Below are 23,970 nucleotides of genomic sequence, written 5' to 3' on the forward strand. Positions count from 1 at the left end.
CATCCTTCTTTTTCCCCTCCCCCCCCCCCCCCCCCCCCCCCCCCCCCCCCCCCCCCCCCCCCCCCCCCCCCCCCCCCCCCCGACCAGGTGATCCGCAGCGACCCTGGTCCCGTCGACGGCGAACCAGCCGCGTTCGAACAGCTGCCAGCGCCGCAGCTCCACCCGCGATGCCTCGCCGTCCCGGCCCGTGCCGCGGTCGAGGAGCTCGGTTTCGCTCCCGCCGTCCAGCCAGACCAGCAGGGACAACGACGGCCGGATCCGCGCCCTGCCACTGGAAACGCCTTCGAGCACCAAGACGTCGGGAACGTCGAGCTCGACTTCTTCACCCGGCAGAGGGACGCCGCTGGACCAGTCCATCCGCCGGTAGCCGCCCGGCTTGCCCGCGCGCAATGGCTCCAGGACACCGGTTTCCAGCCGCGGCCACCACGAAACGGGCTCTTCCCAGGTGGCGAATTCGTCGGTACTGACCAGGGCGGCACGGATTCCGCGGCCGCCGAGGTCCGCGACGATCTTTCCGGCCAGTGTGGACTTCCCGGCTCCGGAAGGCCCGTCGATGGCGAGCACGCGAACGGCGCCCAGCCGGGGCGGGGCCGCCAGGACCGCGTCGATCAGCGTGCGCGTGCGGGGCTCACTTCGGGGAGCCCTTTGACGTTGTCGGGCGTAGCCGTCCTGGCTTCGAGCGCGGCGACACGTTCTTCCAGGTCACGCTGGGCGTCGGCGAGTTCGCAGCGGAGCAGCGCGATCTCCTCGACAGAGGTCCGGACCTCTTCCTCGAGATGCCCGACCTCGGTCGACAGGTGCAGCGCGACCAGCGCCAGCACCACACCGGCCAAGAGGAATACGAAGTTCGACGGCGTTTGGACGCCGGTTATGCGGGCCATGAAGTCGGCGGCCTGCGGAACGAGGGCGAGCACCACCACGCCGATGGCGAGGACGAGCCAAACACCCGCGTACTTCTCACGCAGTTTCCGCCGTCGCATCATCTCGAGGACGACGAACAGCACAAGACAGGCGACGACGATACTGAGAATGCGCCAGCCGGCCATGATCAGCTCCTTTTACGCCGAATCCGACGAGTCGACGGCGGGGCGGCGGCGCACCAGCGCCAGCAGCAGGGCGAGTCCGGCGCGGCCGAGGTAGACGGCCGATTTCACCGGTGAATGGCTCGGCGTCCCGCCGATCCGTTCCCGCATGATCACCGGGATTTCCTTGATCTTCAGTTCGGCACGGATCGCCATCACCAGCGATTCGACCGTGTCGCCGAGATATTCGGCCGGGTAGTACCCCGCGAAGAGTTTGATCGCCTTCGGGCCCATCGCCTTGAACCCGGAGGTCACGTCGGTGAGTTTGGTCTTCCCGAGCCGGGAGAAAACCAACGAGAGGACGACCATCGCGTATTTCCGCGGGCCGCTCGCCTTGTACGAACCCTTGCCCGCGAACCGCGAACCGATCGCGATGTCCGCGTCGTCGAGCGCGTCGAGCAGGGCGGCGACCTCGTCGGGGTCGTGCTGGCCGTCGGCGTCCACCTGGACGACGACGTCGTAGCCGCGGGCGGCCGCGTACCGGAAGCCGGTGCGCATCGCCCCGCCGACGCCGAGGTTGACCGACAGGCGGGCCACCTCCGCGCCCGCCGCACGGGCGAGCCTGGCCGTGTCGTCGGACGAACCGTCGTCCACCACCAGCACGTCCATGCCCGGCAAGGACTGCTTGACCTGGGAAATGACCGCGCCGACAGTGGCCTGCTCGTTCAGGGCAGGCATCACGATGAGTACGCGACGCGTGGTCACGGACGTACTGGACACTGGATCACTCTATCTTCTTACTGGCCGTGAGCGGTGTCGGACCCGGTGGTGGCGCCGGCGGCGACCACACCTTGCTGACCTTCGATTTCGTAAACCGACGCGTCGGGGTTGTGGAAGACGCGCTTGAAACCCGGAGTGATGTCGAGGCGCTGGAGACCCACCGCGGACTGCGCGTTGGGGGCCACCTTGCCCTTGCCGACGAGCACGTAGCGCACCTTGAGGTCGGTGAGCGCGGCGCGCACGCGCGGATCGCGGTTGATGTCGTTCAGGAACACGCTGAGCCAGCCCGCCTTGGTGGTGAACTCGGCGCCGTAGTTGGTCCACTCGACCGGCTGGGCCCCGGAAAGGGCGTACATCCACACCGAGCCGTCGGCCTTGTCGTTCATGACGCGCTCGCCCGGTACGACGTGCTTCCCGAGCCAGGCGTAGGCCTCTTCCTCGCCCTTGCTGACCGACGGGCCGTCGCTGCCGTAGTTCATCGCGAGCCGCGCGGAGTTGCGGCCGATGTAGCCGCCGCGGCTCAGCACCGTGACGACCAGCCCGATCACCAGCGCGCCCGCGATGGCCGCGGTGACCGGGTTCAGGTTCGGCTTCCGCTCGCGGATCTTGTCGGCGAACTTGCCCGACGCGGTGTGCACGAACTCGCCGAACGCGACGGCGCCCGCCAGCGGCACGAGCGCGCCGAGCCGCCAGTGGTCGTTGTAGAACGGCCCGGTCAGGGTGTGGATGAGCGGGGTCTCCAGCGAGATCGTCGCGGCGAACAGGCCGCCGAGGACGACGTACGCGCCGACCATCCAGAGCATCCGCCGGTGCCGGACCAGGAAGAACACCCCGATGATCGCCGGGATGCCGATCCACCACTGCGGGAAGGCCGCCATCGGCGAGAACGTGATGGTCTGCCCGAGCGCGCCGGACACGCTGGTCTCCGACGCCCAGTACGCGCTGGTCACGCCGCCCGCGTTGTAGAGCGCGGGCAGGACCTGCGGCACGCCGAGGATGGCCGCCATCGCGATCGTCGCCACCAGCGAGGCGGCGCTGCGGCGCCAATCGATCTTCTCGAGGCGGAACAGCACCGCGAGCAGGATCAGCAGGAAATAGACCATGATCACGAAGATCAGGCTGGTGTGCAGGCCGGCCAGCCCGGCGACGCCGACGCCGATCGCGACCGGCCCGGCGATGCCGTGCGGCTTGAGCAGCAGGCGGGCGAGCGCGAGCATCGCGGGCACGAGCGCCACGCCCGCGACGTACGGCCACAGCGGGCCACGCCACAGCGAGTCGTACGGGAACGCGGTGAACCAGGTGGACACGGCCGCGGCGGCGGCGGTCGCGAGGACCGGCATGCGCCAGGCGCGGCACATCGCCGCGACACCGAGCGGGACGGTCAGGACGACCATGAGCGCCGCCAGGTTCAGCGTCGGCATCATCGTCAGGCCGCCCTTGCCGAAGACCAGGGCGAGCAGCGCGTGATAGGTGTCCGGGTAGAAGTAGTCGGTCTGGTTCGGCAGGTTCGCGATGGTGCCGACCGTCGACGCGCGCGCGTCGCCGTGCTCGGCGATCCAGCGCACGAGGTTGCCGTGGAACGGGGCGTCCCAGCCCTGCTGGACGTTCTCCAGGGTGTGCGATCCGCGCAGGAAGGTCACCGTGCCGACGCCGAGCCCGACCAGGACACCGGCGCCGATCAGCAGGTGGTCGCGCAAAGAACGGCTCGGCGCGTCCTCTTCGTCTTCGGCCCAGTCGGGGTGACGCTTCGCGGTGAAACGGAGCACGAGGAACGAGACACCGAACCCGACGACGGACAGCAGCAGGACCCAGAGGCCGACGTTCAGCATGTTCCAGCGGATGCCGAAACCGCCGAGGATCGGGATGCCGATGGCGACGAGGCCGAAGGTCAGCAGCGGGGCCGCGGCGGCGAGGGTCCAGCCGCGCAGCCTGATCGCGGCACCGAAGACGAGCCCCGGCAGCCAGAACGCCAGCAAGACCAAAAGAACGTTCATCGAATTCGCTGTCCAACCCTATTCGGCGTTAAGAACGCCACCCCGTATCGCGGCGCGCGATGGCGCGGCCACACTATCGAGACGTTTCGGACGGCTGTGCGTTGCCCGTCCCGGGGGTGCCTCTCACCACGAACGCCATGACCACCAGGAGCCCGACGGTCGGACCGGCGGCGAGACCCACGACGGCACGCACGACGGTGTCGCCGGGGAAGAACAGCAGGACCAGCGCGGTCGCGACGACGACGGCGGCCCAGGTGATCAGCACCTTCTTGGCCTTCGCCTGCGCGACCAGGACGGCGGCGAGCAGCTGCATCGCGGCCAGCAGCACCGACGACCAGACCAGCCCGGCCATCCACCAGGCCTCGGGATCGTTCTTGGCGCCGTAGACCAGGCGGACCACCCACGGGCCGATCAGCCAGCCGATCAGCGCGCCGAGGGCCGCGAGCGCGAGCGCGGCCATCGAGCCGAGCGCGAGCAGCCTGCGCAGCCGGCGCTTGCCCTCCTCGGTGCTGGACAGGCGCACCACGGTCGGGACGGCGAGCGCCTGGACCGGCGCCATCAGCGTGAGCGGCGTCCTGGCCACGAACAGGGCCAGGAAGAGCACGCCGAGCTTGTCCTTGTCGCCGCCGGGCGCGAGCAGACTGACCAGCGCCGGATAGCCGGTGATGACGCTCGCGGTGAGCCCCGCGCCCGCGAGCAGCATGAGCATGTTCGTGACGATCGGTTTCGCGGGCTCGTCGGCGTCCAGCTTCGGGTCGACCAGGCGGGCGGCACCGCGGGCGAACAGCAGCCAGGCGAACGAGCCTGTCGCGGCGGCGATGGCGAACCAGTACAGCTGGGTGAGCCCGGCGACCACCAGCGCGCCGACCACGAGGATCCGCACGGCCGCTTCGACCAGGATCAGCCAGGAGTAGGACCGGACGTGGTCCTGGCCGATGAGCAGCCCGCGCGCGGCGAACTGGAAGGCGAACGAAAGCCCGCCCGCCAGCACGATCACGGCGAGCGCGAACTGGCCGCCGTAGACCTTGTCCGTGATCGGCGGGAGCAGGGTGACCAGCCCGACGACCACCACGGCGATCGCGCTGGTGGCGAAGGCGAGGACCGCCGGCCGTCCGGCCTTGCGGCCCTCGATCGCGGCGTGCGCGGACTGGCGCGAGATCTCCTGCTCAAGCGGGGACAGAGCGGCGCCCAGCCCCATCAACATGCCCCAGAACGACAAAAGGACAGCGTTGTCAGCCTTGGACAGCGTCCGGCCCCAGACGACGGTCAAGACATAGCCGAGCGCGATCGCGATCAGCAGGTAGACGCCGATCCGCCCGGCGGATTTCCCGGTGTCCTTGGCCAGTTTCTCGCTGCTCACCGCGGTGCTCATTTACGCAGCCGGGCACGCAGCGCCAGGAAGAGGCCGCGGAGCGCCCCCGCCCCGAATCCGGCGGCGAACACGGGCGTGAGCTGGGCGACCGCCTTGGCCTCGGCCTTGGTCGCGCCGAACTTCGTCACCGCGAACCCGGCGGCCGTCGAACCCGCGGCGGCCAGCGCGACGGCGGTCTTCGGGCGCTTCGCGGCGACACCGAGTCCGAGCACGCCGACAGCCATCGCGGCGAACAGGCCGTTGCGCGCGGGTCCGGGCGACGCGAGATACGAATCGACGAACGTGGTGCCGCGGAAATACGACTGCCCGACGAACTTCTTGAACGAATCGCGGCCGTGGTAGGTCGCGGAGAACTCCGGGGCGAGGAAGATACGGTGGCGTTCGGCGATCCAGCGCAGAACACCCGTGTCGTCACTGGCGAAACGGACGTCTTCGAAGAGCGACTCGAACGCGTTGGACGAATCCTCGAGAACGTCCTTCGGCGCGGAAAAGAATCCGGTGCCTTTCGGGAAGACGTCGAACTCTTCGATACCGAACGACATCAACCGCGGGTTCGCGCAATAACGGCGCCACGGGATCTTGACCAGACCGGCCATGAATCCCGCATACGGATTGTGTTCGGACGCGACGTTGATGTGACCGTTCCACACCGAGCGCTCGGGGTGGTCGACGAGCTGATCCCGGAGGAAGGCGAGCGAGGCGGAATCCACGATCACGCGGCTGTCGAGCAGCAGGATCTGCGTCCCGGACGCCTTCGCGATGCCCGCCCGGCGCGCCTCGAACCGCCCGCTGTTCGGCTGGGTGAGGACGGTGATGCCGTACAGCTCCTGCAGCCGGGCCAGCTTGTCGCCGGTGCCGTCGGTGCTACCGTCGTCGACCACGACGACCTCGACCGGCCAGTTCGCCGCCTGTGCCGACGCGATCAGCGCGCCAACACTGCGGTCGATCCAGTCCTGCTCGTTGTAGACCGGGATCACGACGGACAGGGCCGGGAGGAGCGAATTCGCACTCACCCCGGCGAGGCTACCTTGCGCGGCCCACCAGTATCCTTCGGGCACCGCAGACCCCGACAGAATGGCTCTTCCGGTGATTTCCTTCATTCTCGGCACCACGGCGGAACTGATCAAAATCGCGCCGGTCTACCACGGCATCCTCGAACGCGGGGTCCGGCCGAAGATCTGGTTCACCGCTCAGCACGTCGACGAGGTCTCGGACGTTCTCGCCGACCTGAACCTCCCGGAGCCCGACGTCTGGCTGGTCCCGAAGGAGAAGGCGCACAACCTGGAGTCGCCCGCGCAGGTGCCGGGCTGGGCCGCGCAGGTGCTGCGCACCGCGTGGAGCCGCCGCGCCGAGCTGAAGGCCGCGCTGGTCGAGGACGGCCGTCCCCCGCTGGTTCTGGTGCACGGCGACACCTTCACCACGCCGTACGGCTCGCTCATCGGGAAGCGGATCCTCAAGTCGCGGGTCGGGCACGTCGAGGCTGGCGCGCGGTCGGGCAGCATCATGTCGCCGCTGCCGGAGGAGCTGAACCGGAAGATCGCCGCGAAGATCGTCGACATGCACTTCGCGCCGAGCGCGCGTGAGGTGAACAACCTCCGCAACGCCCGCGGCGTCGTCGTCGACACCGAGGCGAACACCGCGATCGACGCGATGCGGCTGGCCATCAACGGGCCGCTCGACCTCGAAGGGCTACCGGAGAAGTTCGGCCTCGCCACCCTGCACCGCTTCGAGCTGGTCTCGCGCGCGGACAAGTACCGCGAGGCGCTGGAGATCCTGCGCGAGCAGAGCAAGCAGATGCCGATCCTCTACATGGCGGGCGCGCCCGAGCGCGAGAAGATCCGCGCGCTGGGCCTGGCGAACCTCTTCGACGAGAAGAACTTCATCATCCAGCCGAAGATGCGGTACCTGAAGTTCCTGCCGCTGGTCGCGCGTGCCGAGTACGTCGTCACCGACTCGGGCGGCCTGTCGGCCGAGTGCTACTACCTCGGCCTGCCGTGCGCCGTGCACCGCGAGCGCACCGAGACGCCGCAGCACCTCGGCGAGACCGTCGTGCTGACCGAGATGCGCGGGGACAAGCTGCAGAACTTCCTCGACACCTACCAGAACCGCCGCGGCGAGTCCTGGGTCGAGAAGTTCCACCCGTCGGAGATCATCGTCGACACGCTGGCGCGCCTCGGCTACTGCTGACACTTTGCGCGTGAAGGCCCCCTTCCCCCGGCTGAGCCGGGGGAAGGGGGCCTTCACGCGTTTCCGGGGTAAGTCGCGCCGGTGTCGGGCGCCGGATGTCATGAAAGGGGCTTTCAGGACGTTTTTCGTCCTGAAAGCCCCTTTCATGACATCCGAAACCGGAGAAGCCGCGCCTAGAGCGCCCGCCGCCCCGAAAGCGCGCGGCCCAGCGTCAGCTCGTCCGCGAACTCCAGGTCACCGCCCATCGGCAGCCCCGAAGCGAGCCGGGTCACCGACAGGCCGGGGAAGTCGCGGAGCATCCGCACGAGGTAAGTCGCGGTCGCCTCGCCTTCGGTGTTCGGGTCGGTCGCGATGATGATCTCGCTGATCTCCGCGCCGCCGATCCGCGCGAGCAGCTCACGCATGCGCAGCTGCTCCGGCCCGATGCCGGACAACGGGTCCAGCGCGCCGCCGAGTACGTGGTAGCGGCCCTTGAACTCGCGCGTCCGTTCGACGGCGAGCACGTCCTTCGGTTCCTCGACCACGCAGATGACCGTGAGGTCGCGGCGGGTGTCGCGGCAGATCCGGCAGGTCTCCTGCTCCGAGACGTTGCCGCAGACCTCGCAGAACTGCACGCCTTCCTTGACCTTGCCGAGCACTTCCTGCAACCGCGCGATGTCCGCGGGATCGGCCGCCAGCAGGTGGAAGGCGATCCGCTGCGCGCTTTTGGGACCGACGCCGGGCAGTCGCCCGAGCTCGTCGATCAGATCCTGGACGACACCCTCGTACAAGCTAGCCGCCGAGCCCGGGGAAGCCGCCGAGGTCCGGCATCCCGCCGCCGAGGCCGCCGGCGAGCGGGCCGAGCTTCTGTTCCGTGAGCTTCTGCGCGTTGGCCGAGGCGTCCCGCACGGCCGCGACGACCAGGTCGGACAGGGTCTCGACGTCGTCGGGGTCGACCACCTTGGGGTCGATGGCCAACGACTTGAGCTGGCTGTCGCCGGACACGGTCGCGGTGACGAGGCCGCCACCGGAGGTGCCGGTCACCTCCGTGTTGGCCAGCTCTTCCTGGGCCTCGACCAGCTTCTGCTGCATCTGCTGGGCCTGCTGCATGATCTGCGACAGGTCGAAGCCGCCACCGGGTTGCACCATGATCCGATCGGTCCTCTCCTGGAAAATCCTGTGCCGCCTACCAGCCTAGCCGTCACTCGTGTGGCACCGTTGGCGCCGTGCGACGACGGATGGGTCTTGTGGTGGCGATCGGATTGGCGCTGTTCACGGCGTGCGGCGTGGAGACCCCCGCGGCACCGCCGCCGTCTCCGGCCGCCCCGGGGACGACCACCGTCCTCACCACCCTCCCGCAGCCGAGCTCCGCGCCGAGCGTGCCGCCTTCGAGCGCGCCCCAGCCGCCTCCCGCCACGTCGCAGCCGAAGACGGGCAAGGTCGTCGTGCTGGATCCCGGTCACAACGGCGGCAACTCCGGCAGGCCCGGCGAGATCAACAAGCAGGTCCCGGCCGGGCGCGGCAAGACGAAACCGTGCAACACCACCGGAACGTCGACGAATTCCGGCTATTCCGAGCACGCGTTCACCTGGGACGTCTCGCAGCGGATCTCGGAGGCCTTGAGCGCCAAGGGGATCCGGGTCATCCTCACCCGGCAGAACGACACCGGCGTCGGGCCCTGCGTCAACGAGCGTGCCGCGATCGGGAACGACGCCGGGGCGGACGCGGTCGTGTCGATCCACGCCGACGGCTCGAATTCCGCGGGGGCGCACGGCTTCCACGTCGCGTATTCGGCCCCGCCCCTGAACGCCCAGCAGGGCGAGCCCTCGACGAGACTCGCGACGGCGTTGCGAGACGGCATCCGCGCCGGTGGCTTCCCGACGTCGACCTACCTCGGTTCGAACGGCCTCGCGCCGCGCTCCGACCTCGGCGGGCTCAACCTTTCGACCCGGCCCGTCGCGCTCGTCGAATGCGGGAACATGCGCAACGCCGCCGAGGCCGCGACGATGTCGAGCGAAGAAGGCCGCCAGCAGTACGCCGCCGTCATCGCGAAGGCCATCGCGGACTACCTCGCGGGCTGAGCCCTCGCAATTAGTCCTCTGGTTGCGGTCCTTGCACGCGCAACTATCGCAACTAGAGGACTAATTGCGTTCTTCGAGCGGGCGCGCGTTGAGGTGGTCGGCGAGCAGCTTCCTGGCGATCTCTTCCGGGTCCTTGTCGGGCGGGAGCGGCGGAGGAGGCGGCGCGGGGCTCGCGTCTTCGGAGTAGAGCTCTTCGTCGTCCTCGACCGGCTCGGGCGGGAGCGGGATGTCCGGCTCGGTCGTCGCCACCTTCGGGCGCTGGGGCTCCGGCTTCGGCGGAGGCGGAGCCGCCGTTCCCGAGGTCGCCGCGGCACCGGGCGCCTCGGCGGACCGGCGGGTGAAGGACCGCTCGGGCGCGGACGGCGGCGCCGCCGCAGCGGCCTTGGGGGTGGCGGCCTGCCGGGTCTGCGCGGCGCCGTGGACGCACCGCACCTGCCAGTCGCCGCCGAAGACCTCCTTGAACGCGGCCGCGATGCGCTCCGCGTTGTGCGGCTCGGAAAGCCGTCGCGCCAGTGGTTCGGCGTTGTGCGTGAGCGTGACGGCGTTGCCCTCGACGTTCGCCACACCGGCCTGCGTCAGCATCGACGCCGTCACGGTGCCGCCGGGGGCCTTGCGGATCGCGGCCAGCACGTTCGGCCAGCGGCCGCGGATCCCTTCCGTGTCCGTCCCGCCCGCCGACGGCGACGCCGCCGCAGCAGCCGCGGGCGCCGCCGGAGGCGGAGTGGGCGCGGAAGGACGCTGCGGGGCGGGGCGTTCGGCGACCGGCTCGGGACGCGCGACGGGCTGAGGCGCCGGTGCGGGTTGCCGGGCGGGTTCGGGCTGCTGGGCGGGAGCGGCGGACCGTTGCGACGGCCGCTGGAATTCGCGCACAGGCTCACCTGCGGGCGCAGCGGGAGCCGGTGCCGGAGCGGATTGGGCGACCGGGGCAGCCTGAGCAACCGGCGCGGCCGGCGCGGCTTGGACGGCACCCGCGACGGGGGCCGGGGCCGAAGCGGCGCGGCGCTCGAGTCGTTCGAGCCGGGCGAGCAGCGCGTCGGTGCCCTCCGCGACCGACGGCAGCAGCATCCGCGCCGTCAGCAGCTCCAGCACCAGCCGCGGCGAGGTCGCGCCCCGCATCTCCAACAGTCCACTGTGGACGATGTCGGCGTAGCGGGAAAGCGTGGCCGGCTCCAGTTTGCCCGCCTGCTCCTTCATTTTCTTGAGCTCGTCGTCCGGCGCGGAGACCAGTCCGCGCTCACCCGCGTCCGGCACCGAACGCAGCATCACCAGGTCGCGCAGGCGGTCGAGCAGGTCGGTGGCGAACCGGCGCGGATCGTGCCCGGCCTCGGCGAGGCTCTCGACGGTGCCGAACACCGCGGACGCGTCGTCCGCGGCCAGCGCGTCGACCATGCCGTCGATGAGCGCGACGTCGGTGACGCCGAGCAGGGACACCGCACGCGGGTAGTCGACGCCGTCCGGCCCGGCGCCCGCGAGCAGCTGGTCCAGCACCGACTGCGTGTCCCGCGCGGAACCGCCGCCCGCGCGGATCACCAGCGGGTACACCGCGGGCTCGACCTGCGCGCCCTCGGCGGCGACGTTGCGTTCGAGCAGTTCCCGCATCGACTTGGGCGGGATCAGGCGGAAGGGGTAGTGGTGCGTCCGCGACCGGATGGTGGGCAGCACCTTGTCCGGTTCGGTGGTCGCGAAGATGAAGATCAGGTGCTCCGGCGGCTCTTCCACGATCTTCAGCAGGGCGTTGAAGCCCTGCGTGGTGACCATGTGCGCCTCGTCGATGATGAAGACGCGGTAGCGCGAGTCCGCCGGGGCGTAGAAGGCCCTGTCCCGCAGCTCACGGGCGTCGTCGACACCACCGTGACTGGCCGCGTCGAGCTCGGTGACGTCGACGCTGCCGGGGCCTTCGGGCGCGAGGTTGCGGCACGAGTTGCACTCGCCGCACGGATCCGGCGTCGGGCCCTTGGCGCAGTTCAGCGAACGCGCCATGATGCGCGCGCTCGACGTCTTTCCGCAGCCGCGCGGGCCGGAGAAGAGGTAGGCGTGGTTGATCCGGCCTGCCGCCAGCGCGATGCGCAGCGGATCGGTCACATGCTCCTGCCCGACGACCTCGGCGAAGGTAGCCGGACGGTACTTTCGGTATAGAGCTAGAGCCACGCGGCGAGACTACCGGGAAGGGCCGACAGGGTGAGACCAGCACCGACCCCAGGCACGTATCCGGTCCGCTTCGGCACCGCCGAACTGATCCGTGACGCCGACCGCGCCAACGCCTGGACGATCTCGGTCGACGGCGTCGCCCAGTCACACGTCGACCTCGACGACCCCAGGGATCTCGAGTTCGACTACATCCGCCGGATCGCCGACGTCGTCGACTGCCTCGGCGAAGGCCCGCTCGACGCACTGCACGTCGGCGGGGCGGCCTGCACGCTCCCCCGGTACATCGCCGCCGCACGGCCGCGCTCACGGCAGCTGGTCTTCGACGCGGACGGCGAACTCGTCGCGGTCGTCCGCGAGCAGTTGGGCTTGAAGGGGCTGAAGGTGCGTGTCGGCGACGGCCGCGAAGGCGTCTCCGGCCGGTATGACGCTTCGGCCGACCTGGTCATCGTGGACGCCTTCGAGCGCGGCGTCCTCGCCGGCGGGCTCGCGACCGTGGAGTTCACGAACGAGGTCGCGCGGGTCCTCCGGCCGGCGGGAACCTACGTCGCCAACGTCTCCGACGGCCCGAACCTGCCGTTCCTTCGCCGGTTCCTGGCGACACTGGCGACGTCGTTCCCGCACCTGGTCCTGCTCGCGGAACCCGGCGTCCTCCGGGGCCGCCGCTTCGGCAACATCGTGGTCGCCGCGTCCCGCACGGAACTCCCGGTCACGGACCTGACCCGCCGAGCCGCCTCGTCCGCCTACCCGGCCCGCTGCGTGGCAGGGAACGACCTCCGCGACCTGCAAGGCAAAGCGCGCCCCATCACCGACGCGGAGTCCCTGCCGTCGCCGATCCCGCCAAAAGACGTCTTCGGAATCTTCTGAGGCCCGCGCGCGCTGGTCGTGAGTGGCGATTCGGGTCAAGGCCGAGGGTGTCTCGGTCACCTACCGGCTTCTGGCTGCGGTCGTTCACGGGGCCGGGCCGTGAAGGACCCCTTCCCTCAGCTCAGCCGAGGAAACTCGACCCCCAGCCACAACAGACGTCGCGAAAGCCACTTTCGGGACACCAGACGTCGCGAAAATGGCTTTCGCGACACACCTGCAGGGCTTCGTCACTATGTGATCCGAAGCCAGCCACGAGGCAGGACCGACTCACCGCACCGTGCCCCCCTACGCGACGCGGTCACCTAGGCGACCAACCGTGGGGGGTCCGGGGGGCGAAGCCCCGCCGGGCGGGTTTGGGGTCGCACCCCAAAAATAAAGGGGACCCCGCGCACCCGTCAGAGCTTGCTTATCCTTGCTGCCTTCCGGCCCTGGGGAGGTTCACAAGATGGACGCCGCGCGGGGTCCGGGGACCAGTGTAGTCACTCCTGTCCGGGCATGGAGGACAGTGGGGGGTATGAGTACTCCGACCTGGGCCGATGTCCTCCAAGCCGCCGACGCCGTCCACCCGTTCGTGCGACACACGCCGGTGTTGCGCGCCGAGGTCGACGGGCGCCCCCTGGTCCTCAAACTGGAGCATCTGCAGCGGAGCGGGTCGTTCAAACTGCGGGGCGCGGTGAACGCGCTGGTGAGCGGGCCGTTGCCGGAGCGGGTGCTGACGGCGTCCGGTGGCAACCACGGGCTGGGCGTGGCGACGGCGGCTTCTCTGCTGAATCTGCCCGCGACGGTGTTTGTGCCGGAGTCGGCTCCGCAGGCGAAGACGGCCCGGATCGAGGCGGCGGGCGCGAAGCTCATCCGTCACGGAGCGACGTACGCGGAGGCGGCCGCGAAGGCGCTCGAAGCCGCCTCTGAGCCGGGTACGCGGTACCTGCACGCGTACGACGATCCCACCGTTATCGCCGGTCAGGGCACTGTGGCGGCCGAAGTCGTCCAGGACGCGCCGGACGTCGACGCGTTCCTGGTCGCGGTCGGCGGTGGGGGTCTGGTCGCCGGGACGTCGCTGGCCGGGTTGCCGACGTTCGCCGTCGAGCCGGAGCGGTGCCGCGCGCTCGGCGCGGCGCTGGAGGCGGGCGAGCCGGTGGACGTGGAGATCGACTCGGTGGCGGCGTCCGCGCTGGGCGCGACCAGGATCGGGAGCGTGCCCTTCGGCGTGCTCCGGGACAGGGTGACGTCGGTGCTGGTCAGCGACGCGGAACTGCTGGCCGCGCGCGACCGGCTCTGGGAGGAGTTCCGCCTCGCCGTCGAACCGGCCGCCGCGGTGCCGTTCGCCGCGTGGCTGGCCGGGCGGACCGAGGGCGAACTGCCCTGCGTCATCCTGTGCGGCGCCAACAGCGAATGGACTCCCTGAATCAGGCTGCCCGCAACCGGACCTGGAACTCCGTCCGCCCCGGGCGGCTGGTGACCCGGACCTGCCCGCCGTGCGCGCCGACGACGGCCGCGACGATGGCCAGGCCGAGTCCGGTGCTGCCCGCCGCCCGCGAACGCGAATCGTCGCCGCGGGCGAACCGTTCGAAGACGTCCGGGAGGATCTCCGGCGGAATCCCCGGCCCTCCGTCGACAATGGACAGTGTCGCCATTGAATCCACTATGGACAGAGAGGTGGCGACCTCGGTGCCGGCCGGGGTGTGCGTGCGGGCGTTGCCCAGCAGGTTGATCACCACCTGGTGCAGCTGATCCGCGTCGCCGAGGACGGTGATCGGTTCGGGCGGGACCTTCAGCAGCCACTTGTGTTCCGGCCCGGCGACGTGCGCGTCGGCGACGGCGTCCGCGACCAGCCGGGAGAGATCGACGGGTTCGTGCACCACCGGACGGCCGGAGTCGAGCCGCGCGAGCAGCAGCAGATCCTCGACCAGCCCGGTCATCCGCGTCGATTCCGATTCCACCCGTCCCATCGCGAAGGCGATGTCGGGCGGCACCTCGGAGCCGGACCGCCGAGTGAGTTCCGCGTAGCCGCGGATGGCCGCGAGCGGGGTCCGCAGTTCGTGGCTGGCGTCCGCGACGAACCGGCGCACCCGGCTCTCGCTGGCCTGACGGGCGGACAGCGCGTGGGAAATGTGGCCGAGCATGCGATTGAGCGCGAAGCCGACCTTGCCGACCTCGGTCCGCGGGTCGGTGTCCACTTCGGACACTCGTTCGGACAGCGCGACCTCGCCGCGGTCCAGCGGGAGTTCGGCGACCCTGGTCGCGGTGGCGGCCAGCCGGTCGAGGGGTTTCATGGTGCGCCGCACGGTCACCGCGCCGAGCGCGCCCGCCAGCACGATGCCGCCGACGGCGACCCCGCCGAAGATGAAACCCAGGTTCCACAACGTGTCCGTGACGTCCTTGGTGGGCAGTCCGGTGATCGAGATGCCACCGTTGGAGATCGGCTTCGCCACCACGCGGTACTCACCGAGCGGCCCGAGGTCCACATCACTGGGCTCGCTGCTCGGCCCCGACCGCAGCAGCGTGTCGATCTGGGTCCGGGTGATCTCGTCGTGCGGGAACGGGTCGAGGATCTTCGCGTCGTAACTGGACCGCAGCACCGCGGCGAGCACGCGCCCGTCCGGGAACACGCTCACGAACAACGAACCGGTGCTCTGGCCGTAGGCCCGCAAACCCTCGGGAACCCTTTCCCCGCCTGGACGGCCCGATGGCGGCGGGCGGCCGGCACGCTGGCTGGTCTCGTCGAGCCGGGCGTCGAGCTGGTCGATCAGGATGTCCCGCAACGCCAGTTCGGTCACCACGCCCACCACCAGGCAGACGAGCGCGAGCAGCCCCGCGACCTGCGCGATCAGCCGCCGCCGCAGGGACCACGGCCGCCTAGCCCGCGGGCTTGAGGACATATCCGGCGCCGCGCATCGTGTGGATCATCGGTTCCCTGTCGGCGTCGATCTTCTTGCGGAGGTAGGAGATGTACAGCTCGACGATGTTGGCCTGGCCGCCGAAGTCGTAGCTCCACACGCGGTCGAGGATCTGCGCCTTCGACAGCACGCGCTTCGGGTTGCGCATGAGATAGCGCAGCAGTTCGAACTCGGTCGCGGTCAGCGGCACCGGATCGCCGCCGCGGTGCACCTCGCGGCTGTCCTCGTCGAGGGTCAGGTCGCCGACGACCAGCGTCGAACCGCTCGGCCCGGCGACCCCGCCCGCGCGCCGGAGCAGCGCGCGCAGCCGCAGGGCGACTTCCTCCAGGCTGAACGGTTTGGTGACGTAGTCGTCGCCGCCCGCGGTGAGCCCGGCGATCCGGTCCTCCACCGCGTCCTTCGCGGTCAGGAACAACACCGGCAGGTTCGGCACCTCGGAACGCAGGCGGCGCAGGACGTCCAGGCCGCTCATGTCCGGCAGCATGACGTCCAGTACCACCGCGTCCGGCCGGAATTCCCTGGCGACGCGGACCGCCTCGGTGCCGTCGGCGGCGGTGCGGATGTCCCAGCCCTCCATCCGCAGGGCCATCGACACGAGTTCGGACAAGGTCGCCTCGTCGTCGACGACCAGCACCCGCACAGGGCTGCCGTCGGCGCGGCGCAGGCCCGCCTTCGCGGAACCGGACGAAGGGACGTTCACACTGGTCATGCTGCCATCCTGGGCGGCGCCGGTGAGCCTTCCCTGTGTCCCGCCTGTGCGTTTCCTGTGAACGATCACCCGGCAGGGGAAGGAAACACAGCGCGTGCCCACCGACGGCACAGCTTCCGCACAGCGACGGCGAACAGCATTGGCCGCAACCGAGTACACGGAGGCGACCAGATGACCGAACCGACCAAACCCGCCGAACCCCCGGCGGGTGAGACCGCCGCCTGGGGCGCGCCGGCTCCGGCGGGCGAACCGAAGAAGGCCTGGTCGGGCCGCAAGACCGCGATCGCGGCCGGGGTGGCGGTGGTGATCGCCGCCGGTGGCGGCGCCGCGATCTGGGCCGGAACCGCCGCGAACGGCGCCGAACAGGGACAGGGCGGGATGATGGGCGGCCCGGGCGGCCGGGTGCTCGTCGGCCCTGGCGGCGGGATGCCGCGCGACGCGCTGCACGGCGACTTCGTCGTCTCCGACGGGAACGGCGGCTATAGCACCGAACGGCTGCAGACCGGGGAGATCACCGAGATCAGCGCGACGTCCGTCAGCCTGACCAGCAAGGACGGCTACAAGCAGGTCTACACGGTCGATTCGTCGACCCGGAAGGCCGGCGATCCCAAGATCGGCGAAACGGTGACGGTGACCGCCAAGGTCTCCGGGAACACCGCGACGGCGACGACCCTCGGCAAGGCCGGGCAGAACCAGCGCGGCCAGAACGGCGGCCAGCCGGGACAGGGCCAGCGTGGTCAAGGGCAGCAGGGGCAGCAGGGACAGCCGGGTCAGGGGCAGCCTGACCAGGGCGGACCTCCGCCCGGTTACTGACGCACGGCGGCGAGCAGCGCGGCGGCCGTCTCGGCGGGTTCCTGTCCGGAGGTGTCGAGGACGACGCGGTCGCCGCGAGAACGCCGCATCCGGGCCGCCTCGTCGACGGCGCGGGCGGCCACCCTGTCCCGCACGCCGGAAGGCACGCCGCGGAGTTCGTCGCCGGCCAGCAGCGCGGATTCGCCCTCGGCCCGGCGACGGACGCGGCCGGTGATCGTCGCGGCGTCGGCGTCGAGGTGGACGACCTCGACGTCGTCGAAGACTTGCCGGTGCTCCGGGCGGAACTCCCTGGCCACGACGAGCAATCGCCGCGCTCCGGCGTCGCGGTAAGCGCGCCAGACGGCCGCGAGGATCGCCGCCTCCACGGCCGGATCCGGGCCGGGGTGCACGAACCCGAATTGCGCGAGATCGACGTAGGCGACCGGCTCCCCCTGCTCCCAGAAGTCCCGCAGCACGCTCCACGCGGCCGTCGACTTGCCGACCGCCGTCGGGCCGGTCACCACGGTCACCGGCCCGGGCCGCGGCTCCACAGTGTCCACGGTGGCTGGCGGCAGAACCGGCCCGTCTTCCACGACGCAGCGTCGGAACAGGGCGTCCACGGTCTCGCCGGGCCGCTGACCGGTCGTGTCCAGCTGCTCGCCGAAGCCGGTGCGGTCGTAGGCGTCCGCCACCGCGAAGAGGTCGGGCAGGGCGGCGGCGGGCGAACCGCGTTCGAGGAACCGGCTCCGGAGTTCGTCGCGATCACAGGTGAGCCGGATGAGCGTGAGCTCGAAGTCGCGGCCCTCGAAGTACGCCTCGATACCGTTTTCGGGGTCCACGATCCCCGACACGACGAGTTGCCTGGCACCCCGGCGGCGCAGGATCTCCAGCACCCGCAGCAGATTGGCCGCCTTGATCGCGTGCGAGGCCTCACCGCCTCCCGGGGGCGGGCCGATCAGCCCGAGCTGATCGATGTCGACGTAAGCGACGTTGCCGCCCGATTCCGCGATGCGGGTGTACAAACCCCAGGCAGTGGTGGATTTTCCCGCCCCCGGCGCCCCGGTCGTCCAGAGCACGGGCGTCTTCGCGGCCTTCATGGCTTTTGATCTTAGGAACCCCTGTCCACCGAAATAGGGCAGAGTTGGGCACGTGCGGGACATCAGTGGTTCGCTGGCGAGACAGGCGTGCGCGGTCGCGGCCGTCTGCCTGGTGGCCGACGCCGGGCTGTTCCTCATCGACGGGCCGCCGCTCTCGCTCGGCTGGCAGGCGTGGGTGGTGCTGTTCGGCGGAATCCTCGCGAACATCGCGCTGGCCGGGCCTTCCCGGTATTCCGGCTGGGTTTCGGCCGCGCACGGCGCGCTGCTCGTCGCCGCGCCGCTCCTGCTGTTCCCCTACGACCACTATCTGCAGGCCACCAACGCGGGCGTGCTGATCGCGGGCTACCGCGCGGGCGCCTGGCTGTCCACCAAACCCGCGCTGGCCGCGCTGGGCGTGATGCTCGCCGGGCTCTTCGCCTGCATCCTCATCCCGGTCGACCGGGACACCCGGGACTGGCGGCTGGTGCTCATCGACGTCGGCATAAGCGGGCTGCTGCCGTGGATGGTCGGCCGCTACACGACCGCGCGGCGCGCGTACATCGCCGACCTCCAGCGCGCGGAGGACCAACGGCGACAACACGAAACCGAAGCGGTGCGCCGTGCCGTCATCGAAGAACGCACGACGATCGCCCGCGACCTGCACGACGTGATCTCGCATCACGTCAGCGCGATCGGCGTGCACGCCGGCGCCGCGCGACTCGGGCTGCCGGAGGGCGAACCCGCCGTGCGGCGTTCGCTCTCCGCCGTCGAATCGTCGAGCCGGGCCGCGATGGCCGATCTGCGGCGTCTGCTGGATCTGTTGCACGGCAAGGAGAACGGGGACGCGCAGCGGCAACCGGGGCTGGACAACCTCGACGAGCTGCTCGACAACCTCCGCACCGCCGGACTTCCCGCGCGGCTGACCAGTCACGGCGGACCGCGGGAACTGCCGGGGTCGGTGGACATCGCGCTGTACCGCATCGCGCAGGAGGCGCTGACGAACGCACTCCGGCACGGCTCCGGCAAGACAGTGGAAATCGACCTCGCCTACCGGCAGACCGAGGTCGTCCTCACCATCACGAACGGAATCGGCCGCACGAGCCGGAACTCGGCCGCCGAATCGACGAAACGCGGTCTCGCCGGGATCAGGCAGCGGGTCGCGTTGTTCGGCGGGGAAGCGGAATGCGGACCGCTCGACGACGGGCGGCACTGGCGGGTTCGAGTCGGATTTCCTTTGGAGGCGGAGTGATCCGGGTTCTGCTGGCGGACGACCACGCGATGTTCCGGTCCGGGATGCGCGCGGTACTGGACACCCAGGCGGATTTCGAATGCGTCGGCGAGGCCGCGGACGGACGCGAGGCCGTCACGCAGGCGGCCGCGCTGCGCCCGGACGTCGCGGTGCTCGACGTCCGGATGCCCAAACTGGACGGTCTGGCCGCGACCGAGGCGATCATGTCCGCGCCGGGCAACGACACCCGCGTCCTCGTGCTGACGACCTACGACTCGGACGAGTACGTCTACCGCGCGCTGCGGGCCGGGGCGAGCGGGTTCCTGTTGAAGAGCCTCGCCCCCGAAGAGCTCGTCTCGGCCATGCGGGTGGCCGCGCGCGGTGACGCGCTGATCGACCCGACGGTGACCCGGCGGCTGGTGTCGACCTTCGCCACCAGCATCGAACCCGTCGCCGCCGAACCGGCGGAGCTGGAGCGGCTCACTTCACGCGAACGCGAAGTCCTCATGCTGGTCGCCGACGCCTCCAGCAACGCGGAGATCGCCGTGCGCCTGCACGTGGGCGAGGAGACGGTGAAGACCCACGTCTCCCGGATCCTGGCGAAACTCGGGCTGCGCGACCGGGTGCACGCCGTCGTCTACGCCTACCGCAACGGTCTCGTCGGCGGCCGGTGATCGGTTCGCCGGACGGGGCTCGCGGTGCCAGAATCGCCCCAAGGCACGTCGAGGCGGGGAGCTGCGCATGAAACGCTGGGTCACGCTCACGATCGGACTGGTCTTCCTGCTGGTCGGCGGTGTCTGGGTGCTCCAGGGCGCCGGCGTGCTGACCGGCAGCTTCATGACCGGGCAGAAACTGTGGTTCCTGATCGGGCTCGTCGCTTTCCTGGTCGGGGTGGTGCTGGTGGCGGCCAACGCACGCCGCACGCGACGGGCACGGTCCGAGGACTAGGCGATCAGTGCGGTTTGGTCGTGAGTGGCGATTCGTGTTCTAACCCGAATCGCCACTCACGACCACCCGGACCCACCACGCCCTCCCGCCCTACCTCTCACTAGGCGATCTTGAAGATCGGGTAGCCGGGCGCGATCTCCAGGAGCGTTTCGTCGGACGCCTTCGCGTCGACACCGTCGAAGAAAACGCCGACCTCGAACTTCCAGCGCTTGAGGTAGGCGCGCAGGATCTCGGGCTTCTCGTCGTCGGCGAGTTCGGTGTAGGTGAACGTCTCCGTGCGCCGCCCGACGCTGAGCTGCCCTTCGCCCGCGACGCGCAGGTTGCGGACCCACTGCGTGACACCGCGCGGCGCGACCAGGTAGCGCTCGCCGTCGAGCTTCAGCAGGTTGACCGGGACCGAGCGCAGCTCACCGCTCTTGCGACCGCGGACCGAGAGGACCCTGCTACCCAGGACACTGACGCCGAGCCTCGTCAGCTTGAGCACGAACTCGTTGAACGCGCTGCTCGCCTTGGCAGGCTTGAGGTAGCGGGTGGCGGTGGCTGCGGTGGTCATCTCGTCTCCTAAGGCTCTATGAACAAACCTGCGAGAGCGGCGCTCTCTGTTAAGAGCAGTGAACACCAGAGCGGTGCCTCAAGTCAAGAGCAGTGCTCTCTTTTAGGTGCGATGCTCTACAGTGAGAGCATGGCCGCCACCCAGACCGCGCGCGAACGCGCCCGTGCCGAGCTCACTCGCGAGATCAAGGACGAAGCCCGCCGCCAGCTCGCCGAAGTCGGCGCGCTCGGCCTTTCACTCCGCGCCGTCGCGCGCGAGCTGGGCATGGTCTCGTCGGCGCTCTATCGGTACTTCTCCAGCCGCGAGCAGCTGCTGACCGACCTGATCCTCGACGCCTACAACGCCGTCGGCGAGGCCGCGGAGGCCGCCGACGACGCGAAGAAGTCCTCATTGGAACGATGGGAGTCGATCTGGCACGCGGTCCGCGCCTGGGCGAAGGCGCACCCGCACGAGTACGCGCTGATCTACGGCTCGCCGATTCCCGGCTACCAGGCCCCGCAGGACACCATCGCGCCCGCGGGCCGGGTGGCGTTCGCACTGGTCGCGGTGCTGCGCGACGCCAACCTCCGGGTCGAGACCGAGGTCGGCGAGATGCCTGTCGAACTCCTGCACCAGCTCGACGCCGTCGCCGGAATCCTCAAGATCAACCTGGCCCCCGAGACGACGTCCCGGCTGATCATGGCGTGGACCCAGCTGTTCGGGATGATCAACTTCGAGCTGTTCGGCCAGTACGTCGGCTCCGTCGACCCGTCGGACGCCTTCTTCGCGCACGGAATCCGTCAGATGGCCGAGTTCACCGGGATCAAGATGACCGGCTGAGCGCGGTCCAAGACCGCATCAGCAGCTGGACGGCGTCCACCGCGTCCTCGTCGCCGGTCCCCTCGGGGCTGAGGAAACGCTGCAGCAGGAGACCGTCCTCGAGCGCGTGCAGGATCAGTGCGAGAAAGGCCGGGTCGGCGGGCGGCGCCGCGCCCCGGGCGGCGAGCTCGGTCCGGACAGAGGTCTCCAGCAGTGCCCTTGTCGACTTCTCGCCTTCGCCGACGAGCGGCCGCGCTTCGGGATTCCTCAGCGCGTACAAGGCCAGCTCGGTGCGCAGGATCAGCCAGCCTTCGAGGTGTTCGGCGCGCTCGACGTTCCAAGCGCGCAACCGGTCCATCAGCTCGGCGAAGGAACCCACACCCGAGCTCAGCGCGGCCACTTCCTCGGCCTCGCGCTGGGTCCGGCGGCGCAGCAGCTCGACGACCAGCTCGTGCTTGCCGTCGAAGTTGCCGTAGAAGGCTCCGCGCGTGAATCCGGCGCGTTCGGCGATCTGCTCGACCGACGTGCCGTTGACCCCGCGTTCGGCGAACAGCTCGGCGGCAGCCGCGAGCAGGCGCTGTCTGGTCTGCTCGCGGCTTTCTTCCCGCGTCAAGCGTTTCGCCGTCACATGACGGATCTTAGAGTTCGCGGCTTCCCTGCCGGCCGGTCAGCCAGACCCCGCCCGCGAGGACGGCGACGGCGACAACGACGGCCAGCGCGGTGAGCGGCCACAACGCCTGGCTCGCGAAGAAGGCGCCGACGGCCCCGAAGAGAACGGCGACGAGGAGCAACGGCGTGGTCCGGACGGCTGCGGCGGCGGGGACGGTGGCCATGGGAGCTTTCCCTTCGGGGGTGGTGCGCGGAACACTCGGTTTTCGCGGATGGGACCGCGCCGGTTCGGTGGCCTTACGCCGGGTAGGGCACGGATCACCCTTCCGGGCGAGATATCGGCGTGACGGCTAACGTCACGCCGGGGACGGCATCGAGGGAAAGGCGGCTCGCGGTGGAGAAGTGGGCGGAGCAGGTCGGCAGGATCCGGGTCATCGGAACCGGGGTGATGGGCCGGGGCATCGTCCAGCTCGCCGTGTCGGCGGGGCTCGAAGTCGAGCTCGCCGACGCCCGGCCCGACGCGGTCGGCGAGGCCATCGACCACGTCGGCGCGATGCTCGGCAAACTCGCCTCGAAGGGCAAGATCACCGAAGAAGCCGCCGCGTCCGCGAAAGGGCGGCTGATCGCGGCCGAAGGCCCGCTGGCGCCCGCCGACGGCGTGGACCTCGTGATCGAAGCCGTCCGCGAGGACCTCGAGATCAAACGCGCGCTGTTCGCCGAACTGGAACGCGTCTGCGGCCCGGACACCGTGTTCGCGACCAACACGAGCTCGCTTTCGGTCACCGAGATCGGCGCCGCGCTGACCGATCCCGGCCGGTTGCTCGGCCTCCACTTCTTCAACCCGGTCCCGCTGATGCGGCTGGTCGAGGTCGTCCCCGGCGCGCGGACCGCGGACTGGCTGCCGCCCGCGATGACCGAACTCGTCCGCGGCTGGGGACACGAACCCGTCCTCGCCCGCGACGCGCCGGGCTTCCTGGTCAACCACGCCGGCCGCGGGCTGGGCACCGAGGCGCTGCAGATCCTCTCCGAGGGGATCGCGAGCCCGGCCGAGGTGGACCGCGTCGCGCGTGACGTGCTGGGCCTGAAACTCGGCCCGTTCGAACTGCTCGACCTCACCGGTCTCGACGTCTCGCACGCCGTGCTCGAAAGCATTTGGAGCGGTTTCCACGGCGAACCGCGGCTGCGGCCGTCGTGGCAGACGCGGCCCCGGGTCGCCGCCGGGCTGTTCGGGCGCAAGAACGGCGAGGGCTTCTACCGCTACGTCGACGGCGCGCAGCAGGCCGACCCGGAGCCGCCCGCCCCGGAAGCGCCGGCGACACCGGTCTGGGTCGAGGACGAACGCCTCGGCACGCTGCTCTCGGCGGCGGGGATCCAGGTCGTGCACTCCGCCTACCCGGACACCGTCCTGATCGTCAGCCCGATCGGATCGTCCACTGTGGACGCCGCGCTGGCCGCGGGTCTCCCGGTGGACCGGGTCGTCGGGGTCGATCCCCTCGGCGGCTACGGGAAACGCCTGACCCTTTCGGTCCATCCCGCGCTCGACCCCGCCGCCGGCCGCACCGCCTGGGGCGCGCTCGCCGCGACCGGGCTGCCGGTGACCGTGGTCCGCGACGGCCCCGCGCCGATCGCGCAACGGCTTCTGGCGTCGATCGTCAACACCGCCTGCTTCATCGCCGGGCAACGGCTCGCGACGCCGGGGGACATCGACACCGCCGTCCGGCTCGGCCTCGGCTACCCGCGCGGACCGCTGACCTGGGGCGAGGAGGCGGGCGCGGACCTCGTGCTGCGGGTCCTGCGCGGGCTCGTCGCGAGCACCGGCGACCAGCGCTACCGGCCGAGCGGCTGGCTCACCGAACGGGTCGCGCTCGGCCTGCCGCTCACCTCGGCGGGCACCTCACCGGGCGACCTTCTCCGCTAGATACGTGAAAGCCCC

At 70.4% G+C, this 23,970-nt stretch carries 25 protein-coding genes and 1 other RNA gene; 10 read left to right on the forward strand and 16 right to left on the reverse strand.

What is annotated here, in order from left to right; all coding sequences use genetic code 11:
• The 6 genes from ACZ5IK_RS35390 to ACZ5IK_RS35415 form a co-directional block, all read right to left on the reverse strand.
• On the reverse strand, window positions 1–564 hold a 564-nt coding region (locus ACZ5IK_RS35390; protein WP_465491660.1), incomplete at its 3' end, for a uridine kinase family protein.
• 44 nt (window positions 565–608) lie between these two features.
• On the reverse strand, window positions 609–1,046 hold the full coding sequence (locus ACZ5IK_RS35395; protein ID WP_101611191.1) for a DUF2304 domain-containing protein: 438 nt from the start codon (window positions 1,044–1,046) through the stop codon (window positions 609–611).
• A 12-nt stretch (window positions 1,047–1,058) separates the two neighbouring features.
• Window positions 1,059–1,760 carry a glycosyltransferase family 2 protein gene (locus tag ACZ5IK_RS35400; RefSeq protein ID WP_465491756.1) on the reverse strand — a complete coding sequence of 234 codons (702 nt, stop codon included), beginning with the start codon at window positions 1,758–1,760 and terminating at the stop codon, window positions 1,059–1,061.
• Window positions 1,761–1,819: 59 nt separating this feature from the next.
• Entirely contained in the window at window positions 1,820–3,796 is a 1,977-nt protein-coding gene (locus tag ACZ5IK_RS35405; protein WP_465491661.1) for a DUF6541 family protein, read from the reverse strand.
• 73 nt (window positions 3,797–3,869) lie between these two features.
• Entirely contained in the window at window positions 3,870–5,168 is a 1,299-nt protein-coding gene (locus tag ACZ5IK_RS35410; RefSeq protein WP_465491662.1) for a hypothetical protein, read from the reverse strand.
• Window positions 5,165–6,181, reverse strand: coding sequence for a glycosyltransferase family 2 protein (locus ACZ5IK_RS35415; protein WP_465491663.1), 1,017 nt, complete (start codon window positions 6,179–6,181; stop codon window positions 5,165–5,167). The genes ACZ5IK_RS35410 and ACZ5IK_RS35415 overlap by 4 nt, the downstream gene beginning before the upstream one ends.
• Before the next feature lie 61 nt (window positions 6,182–6,242).
• Between ACZ5IK_RS35415 and ACZ5IK_RS35420 the strand changes: the two genes are divergently transcribed.
• On the forward strand, window positions 6,243–7,355 hold the full coding sequence (locus ACZ5IK_RS35420; RefSeq protein ID WP_101611195.1) for a UDP-N-acetylglucosamine 2-epimerase: 1,113 nt from the start codon (window positions 6,243–6,245) through the stop codon (window positions 7,353–7,355).
• A 173-nt stretch (window positions 7,356–7,528) separates the two neighbouring features.
• Here ACZ5IK_RS35420 and recR read toward each other — a convergent pair whose 3' ends face one another.
• Complete coding sequence (recR, locus tag ACZ5IK_RS35425) at window positions 7,529–8,125, reverse strand: recombination mediator RecR (protein WP_076156102.1); 597 nt, start codon at window positions 8,123–8,125, stop codon at window positions 7,529–7,531.
• A 1-nt stretch (window position 8,126) separates the two neighbouring features.
• Window positions 8,127–8,483, reverse strand: a complete 357-nt coding sequence (locus tag ACZ5IK_RS35430) for a YbaB/EbfC family nucleoid-associated protein (RefSeq protein WP_005166259.1) — start codon at window positions 8,481–8,483, stop codon at window positions 8,127–8,129.
• 89 nt (window positions 8,484–8,572) lie between these two features.
• On the opposite strand from ACZ5IK_RS35430, the gene ACZ5IK_RS35435 reads away from it, so the two are divergent.
• Window positions 8,573–9,415: an N-acetylmuramoyl-L-alanine amidase gene (locus ACZ5IK_RS35435; protein WP_465491757.1), complete on the forward strand. Its 843-nt coding sequence runs from the start codon at window positions 8,573–8,575 to the stop codon at window positions 9,413–9,415.
• A gap of 60 nt (window positions 9,416–9,475) precedes the next feature.
• On the opposite strand, the gene ACZ5IK_RS35440 is transcribed toward ACZ5IK_RS35435, so the two are convergent.
• On the reverse strand, window positions 9,476–11,563 hold the full coding sequence (locus tag ACZ5IK_RS35440) for a DNA polymerase III subunit gamma and tau (protein WP_465491664.1): 2,088 nt from the start codon (window positions 11,561–11,563) through the stop codon (window positions 9,476–9,478).
• Window positions 11,564–11,593: 30 nt separating this feature from the next.
• Here ACZ5IK_RS35440 and ACZ5IK_RS35445 point away from each other — a divergent pair, with 30 nt between their 5' ends.
• Entirely contained in the window at window positions 11,594–12,427 is an 834-nt protein-coding gene (locus ACZ5IK_RS35445) for a spermidine synthase (protein WP_465491665.1), read from the forward strand.
• Window positions 12,428–12,800: 373 nt separating this feature from the next.
• Here ACZ5IK_RS35445 and ffs read toward each other — a convergent pair.
• Window positions 12,801–12,895, reverse strand: an RNA gene (gene ffs / locus ACZ5IK_RS35450) — signal recognition particle sRNA small type.
• A gap of 46 nt (window positions 12,896–12,941) precedes the next feature.
• On the opposite strand from ffs, the gene ACZ5IK_RS35455 reads away from it, so the two are divergent.
• The gene (locus ACZ5IK_RS35455; protein WP_465491666.1) at window positions 12,942–13,832 is read left to right on the forward strand and encodes a serine/threonine dehydratase; all 891 of its coding nucleotides are present in this window, start codon (window positions 12,942–12,944) and stop codon (window positions 13,830–13,832) included.
• A gap of 1 nt (window position 13,833) precedes the next feature.
• Here ACZ5IK_RS35455 and ACZ5IK_RS35460 read toward each other — a convergent pair whose 3' ends face one another.
• On the reverse strand, window positions 13,834–15,306 hold the full coding sequence (locus ACZ5IK_RS35460; protein WP_465491667.1) for a sensor histidine kinase: 1,473 nt from the start codon (window positions 15,304–15,306) through the stop codon (window positions 13,834–13,836).
• Window positions 15,284–16,033, reverse strand: a complete 750-nt coding sequence (locus tag ACZ5IK_RS35465) for a response regulator transcription factor (protein WP_101611202.1) — start codon at window positions 16,031–16,033, stop codon at window positions 15,284–15,286. Before ACZ5IK_RS35465 ends, ACZ5IK_RS35460 begins: the two co-directional genes overlap by 23 nt.
• A gap of 171 nt (window positions 16,034–16,204) precedes the next feature.
• On the opposite strand from ACZ5IK_RS35465, the gene ACZ5IK_RS35470 reads away from it, so the two are divergent.
• Window positions 16,205–16,846 (forward strand): hypothetical protein, encoded by a 642-nt coding sequence (locus tag ACZ5IK_RS35470; protein WP_465491668.1) that lies wholly within the window; start codon window positions 16,205–16,207, stop codon window positions 16,844–16,846.
• On the opposite strand, the gene ACZ5IK_RS35475 is transcribed toward ACZ5IK_RS35470, so the two are convergent.
• Window positions 16,840–17,922: a hypothetical protein gene (locus tag ACZ5IK_RS35475; RefSeq protein WP_465491669.1), complete on the reverse strand. Its 1,083-nt coding sequence runs from the start codon at window positions 17,920–17,922 to the stop codon at window positions 16,840–16,842. The two genes, ACZ5IK_RS35470 and ACZ5IK_RS35475, sit on opposite strands and share 7 nt — an antisense overlap.
• Window positions 17,923–17,974: 52 nt before the next feature.
• Here ACZ5IK_RS35475 and ACZ5IK_RS35480 point away from each other — a divergent pair, with 52 nt between their 5' ends.
• From ACZ5IK_RS35480 to ACZ5IK_RS35490, 3 genes are all read left to right on the forward strand, one after another.
• Window positions 17,975–19,150, forward strand: a complete 1,176-nt coding sequence (locus tag ACZ5IK_RS35480; RefSeq protein WP_465491670.1) for a sensor histidine kinase — start codon at window positions 17,975–17,977, stop codon at window positions 19,148–19,150.
• Window positions 19,147–19,803: a response regulator gene (locus ACZ5IK_RS35485; protein WP_184896984.1), complete on the forward strand. Its 657-nt coding sequence runs from the start codon at window positions 19,147–19,149 to the stop codon at window positions 19,801–19,803. Before ACZ5IK_RS35480 ends, ACZ5IK_RS35485 begins: the two co-directional genes overlap by 4 nt.
• 67 nt (window positions 19,804–19,870) lie before the next feature.
• The gene (locus tag ACZ5IK_RS35490; protein ID WP_465491671.1) at window positions 19,871–20,077 is read left to right on the forward strand and encodes a hypothetical protein; all 207 of its coding nucleotides are present in this window, start codon (window positions 19,871–19,873) and stop codon (window positions 20,075–20,077) included.
• Between the two features lie 100 nt (window positions 20,078–20,177).
• On the opposite strand, the gene ACZ5IK_RS35495 is transcribed toward ACZ5IK_RS35490, so the two are convergent.
• Window positions 20,178–20,630 (reverse strand): nitroreductase family deazaflavin-dependent oxidoreductase, encoded by a 453-nt coding sequence (locus ACZ5IK_RS35495; protein WP_465491672.1) that lies wholly within the window; start codon window positions 20,628–20,630, stop codon window positions 20,178–20,180.
• A 129-nt stretch (window positions 20,631–20,759) separates the two neighbouring features.
• Between ACZ5IK_RS35495 and ACZ5IK_RS35500 the strand changes: the two genes are divergently transcribed.
• Window positions 20,760–21,449, forward strand: coding sequence for a TetR/AcrR family transcriptional regulator (locus tag ACZ5IK_RS35500; RefSeq protein WP_465491673.1), 690 nt, complete (start codon window positions 20,760–20,762; stop codon window positions 21,447–21,449).
• Here ACZ5IK_RS35500 and ACZ5IK_RS35505 read toward each other — a convergent pair.
• Both ACZ5IK_RS35505 and ACZ5IK_RS35510 read right to left on the reverse strand, forming a co-directional pair.
• On the reverse strand, window positions 21,433–22,056 hold the full coding sequence (locus tag ACZ5IK_RS35505) for a TetR/AcrR family transcriptional regulator (RefSeq protein ID WP_465491674.1): 624 nt from the start codon (window positions 22,054–22,056) through the stop codon (window positions 21,433–21,435). The genes ACZ5IK_RS35500 and ACZ5IK_RS35505 overlap by 17 nt on opposite strands.
• 10 nt (window positions 22,057–22,066) lie before the next feature.
• Complete coding sequence (locus ACZ5IK_RS35510; protein ID WP_410604889.1) at window positions 22,067–22,261, reverse strand: hypothetical protein; 195 nt, start codon at window positions 22,259–22,261, stop codon at window positions 22,067–22,069.
• A gap of 170 nt (window positions 22,262–22,431) precedes the next feature.
• Here ACZ5IK_RS35510 and ACZ5IK_RS35515 point away from each other — a divergent pair, with 170 nt between their 5' ends.
• A complete protein-coding gene (locus tag ACZ5IK_RS35515) occupies window positions 22,432–23,955 on the forward strand; it encodes a 3-hydroxyacyl-CoA dehydrogenase (RefSeq protein ID WP_465491758.1) in 1,524 nt (507 codons plus the stop codon).
• Window positions 23,956–23,970 lie beyond the last annotated feature (15 nt).

It is taken from the genome of Amycolatopsis sp. NPDC031561 (assembly GCF_055580625.1).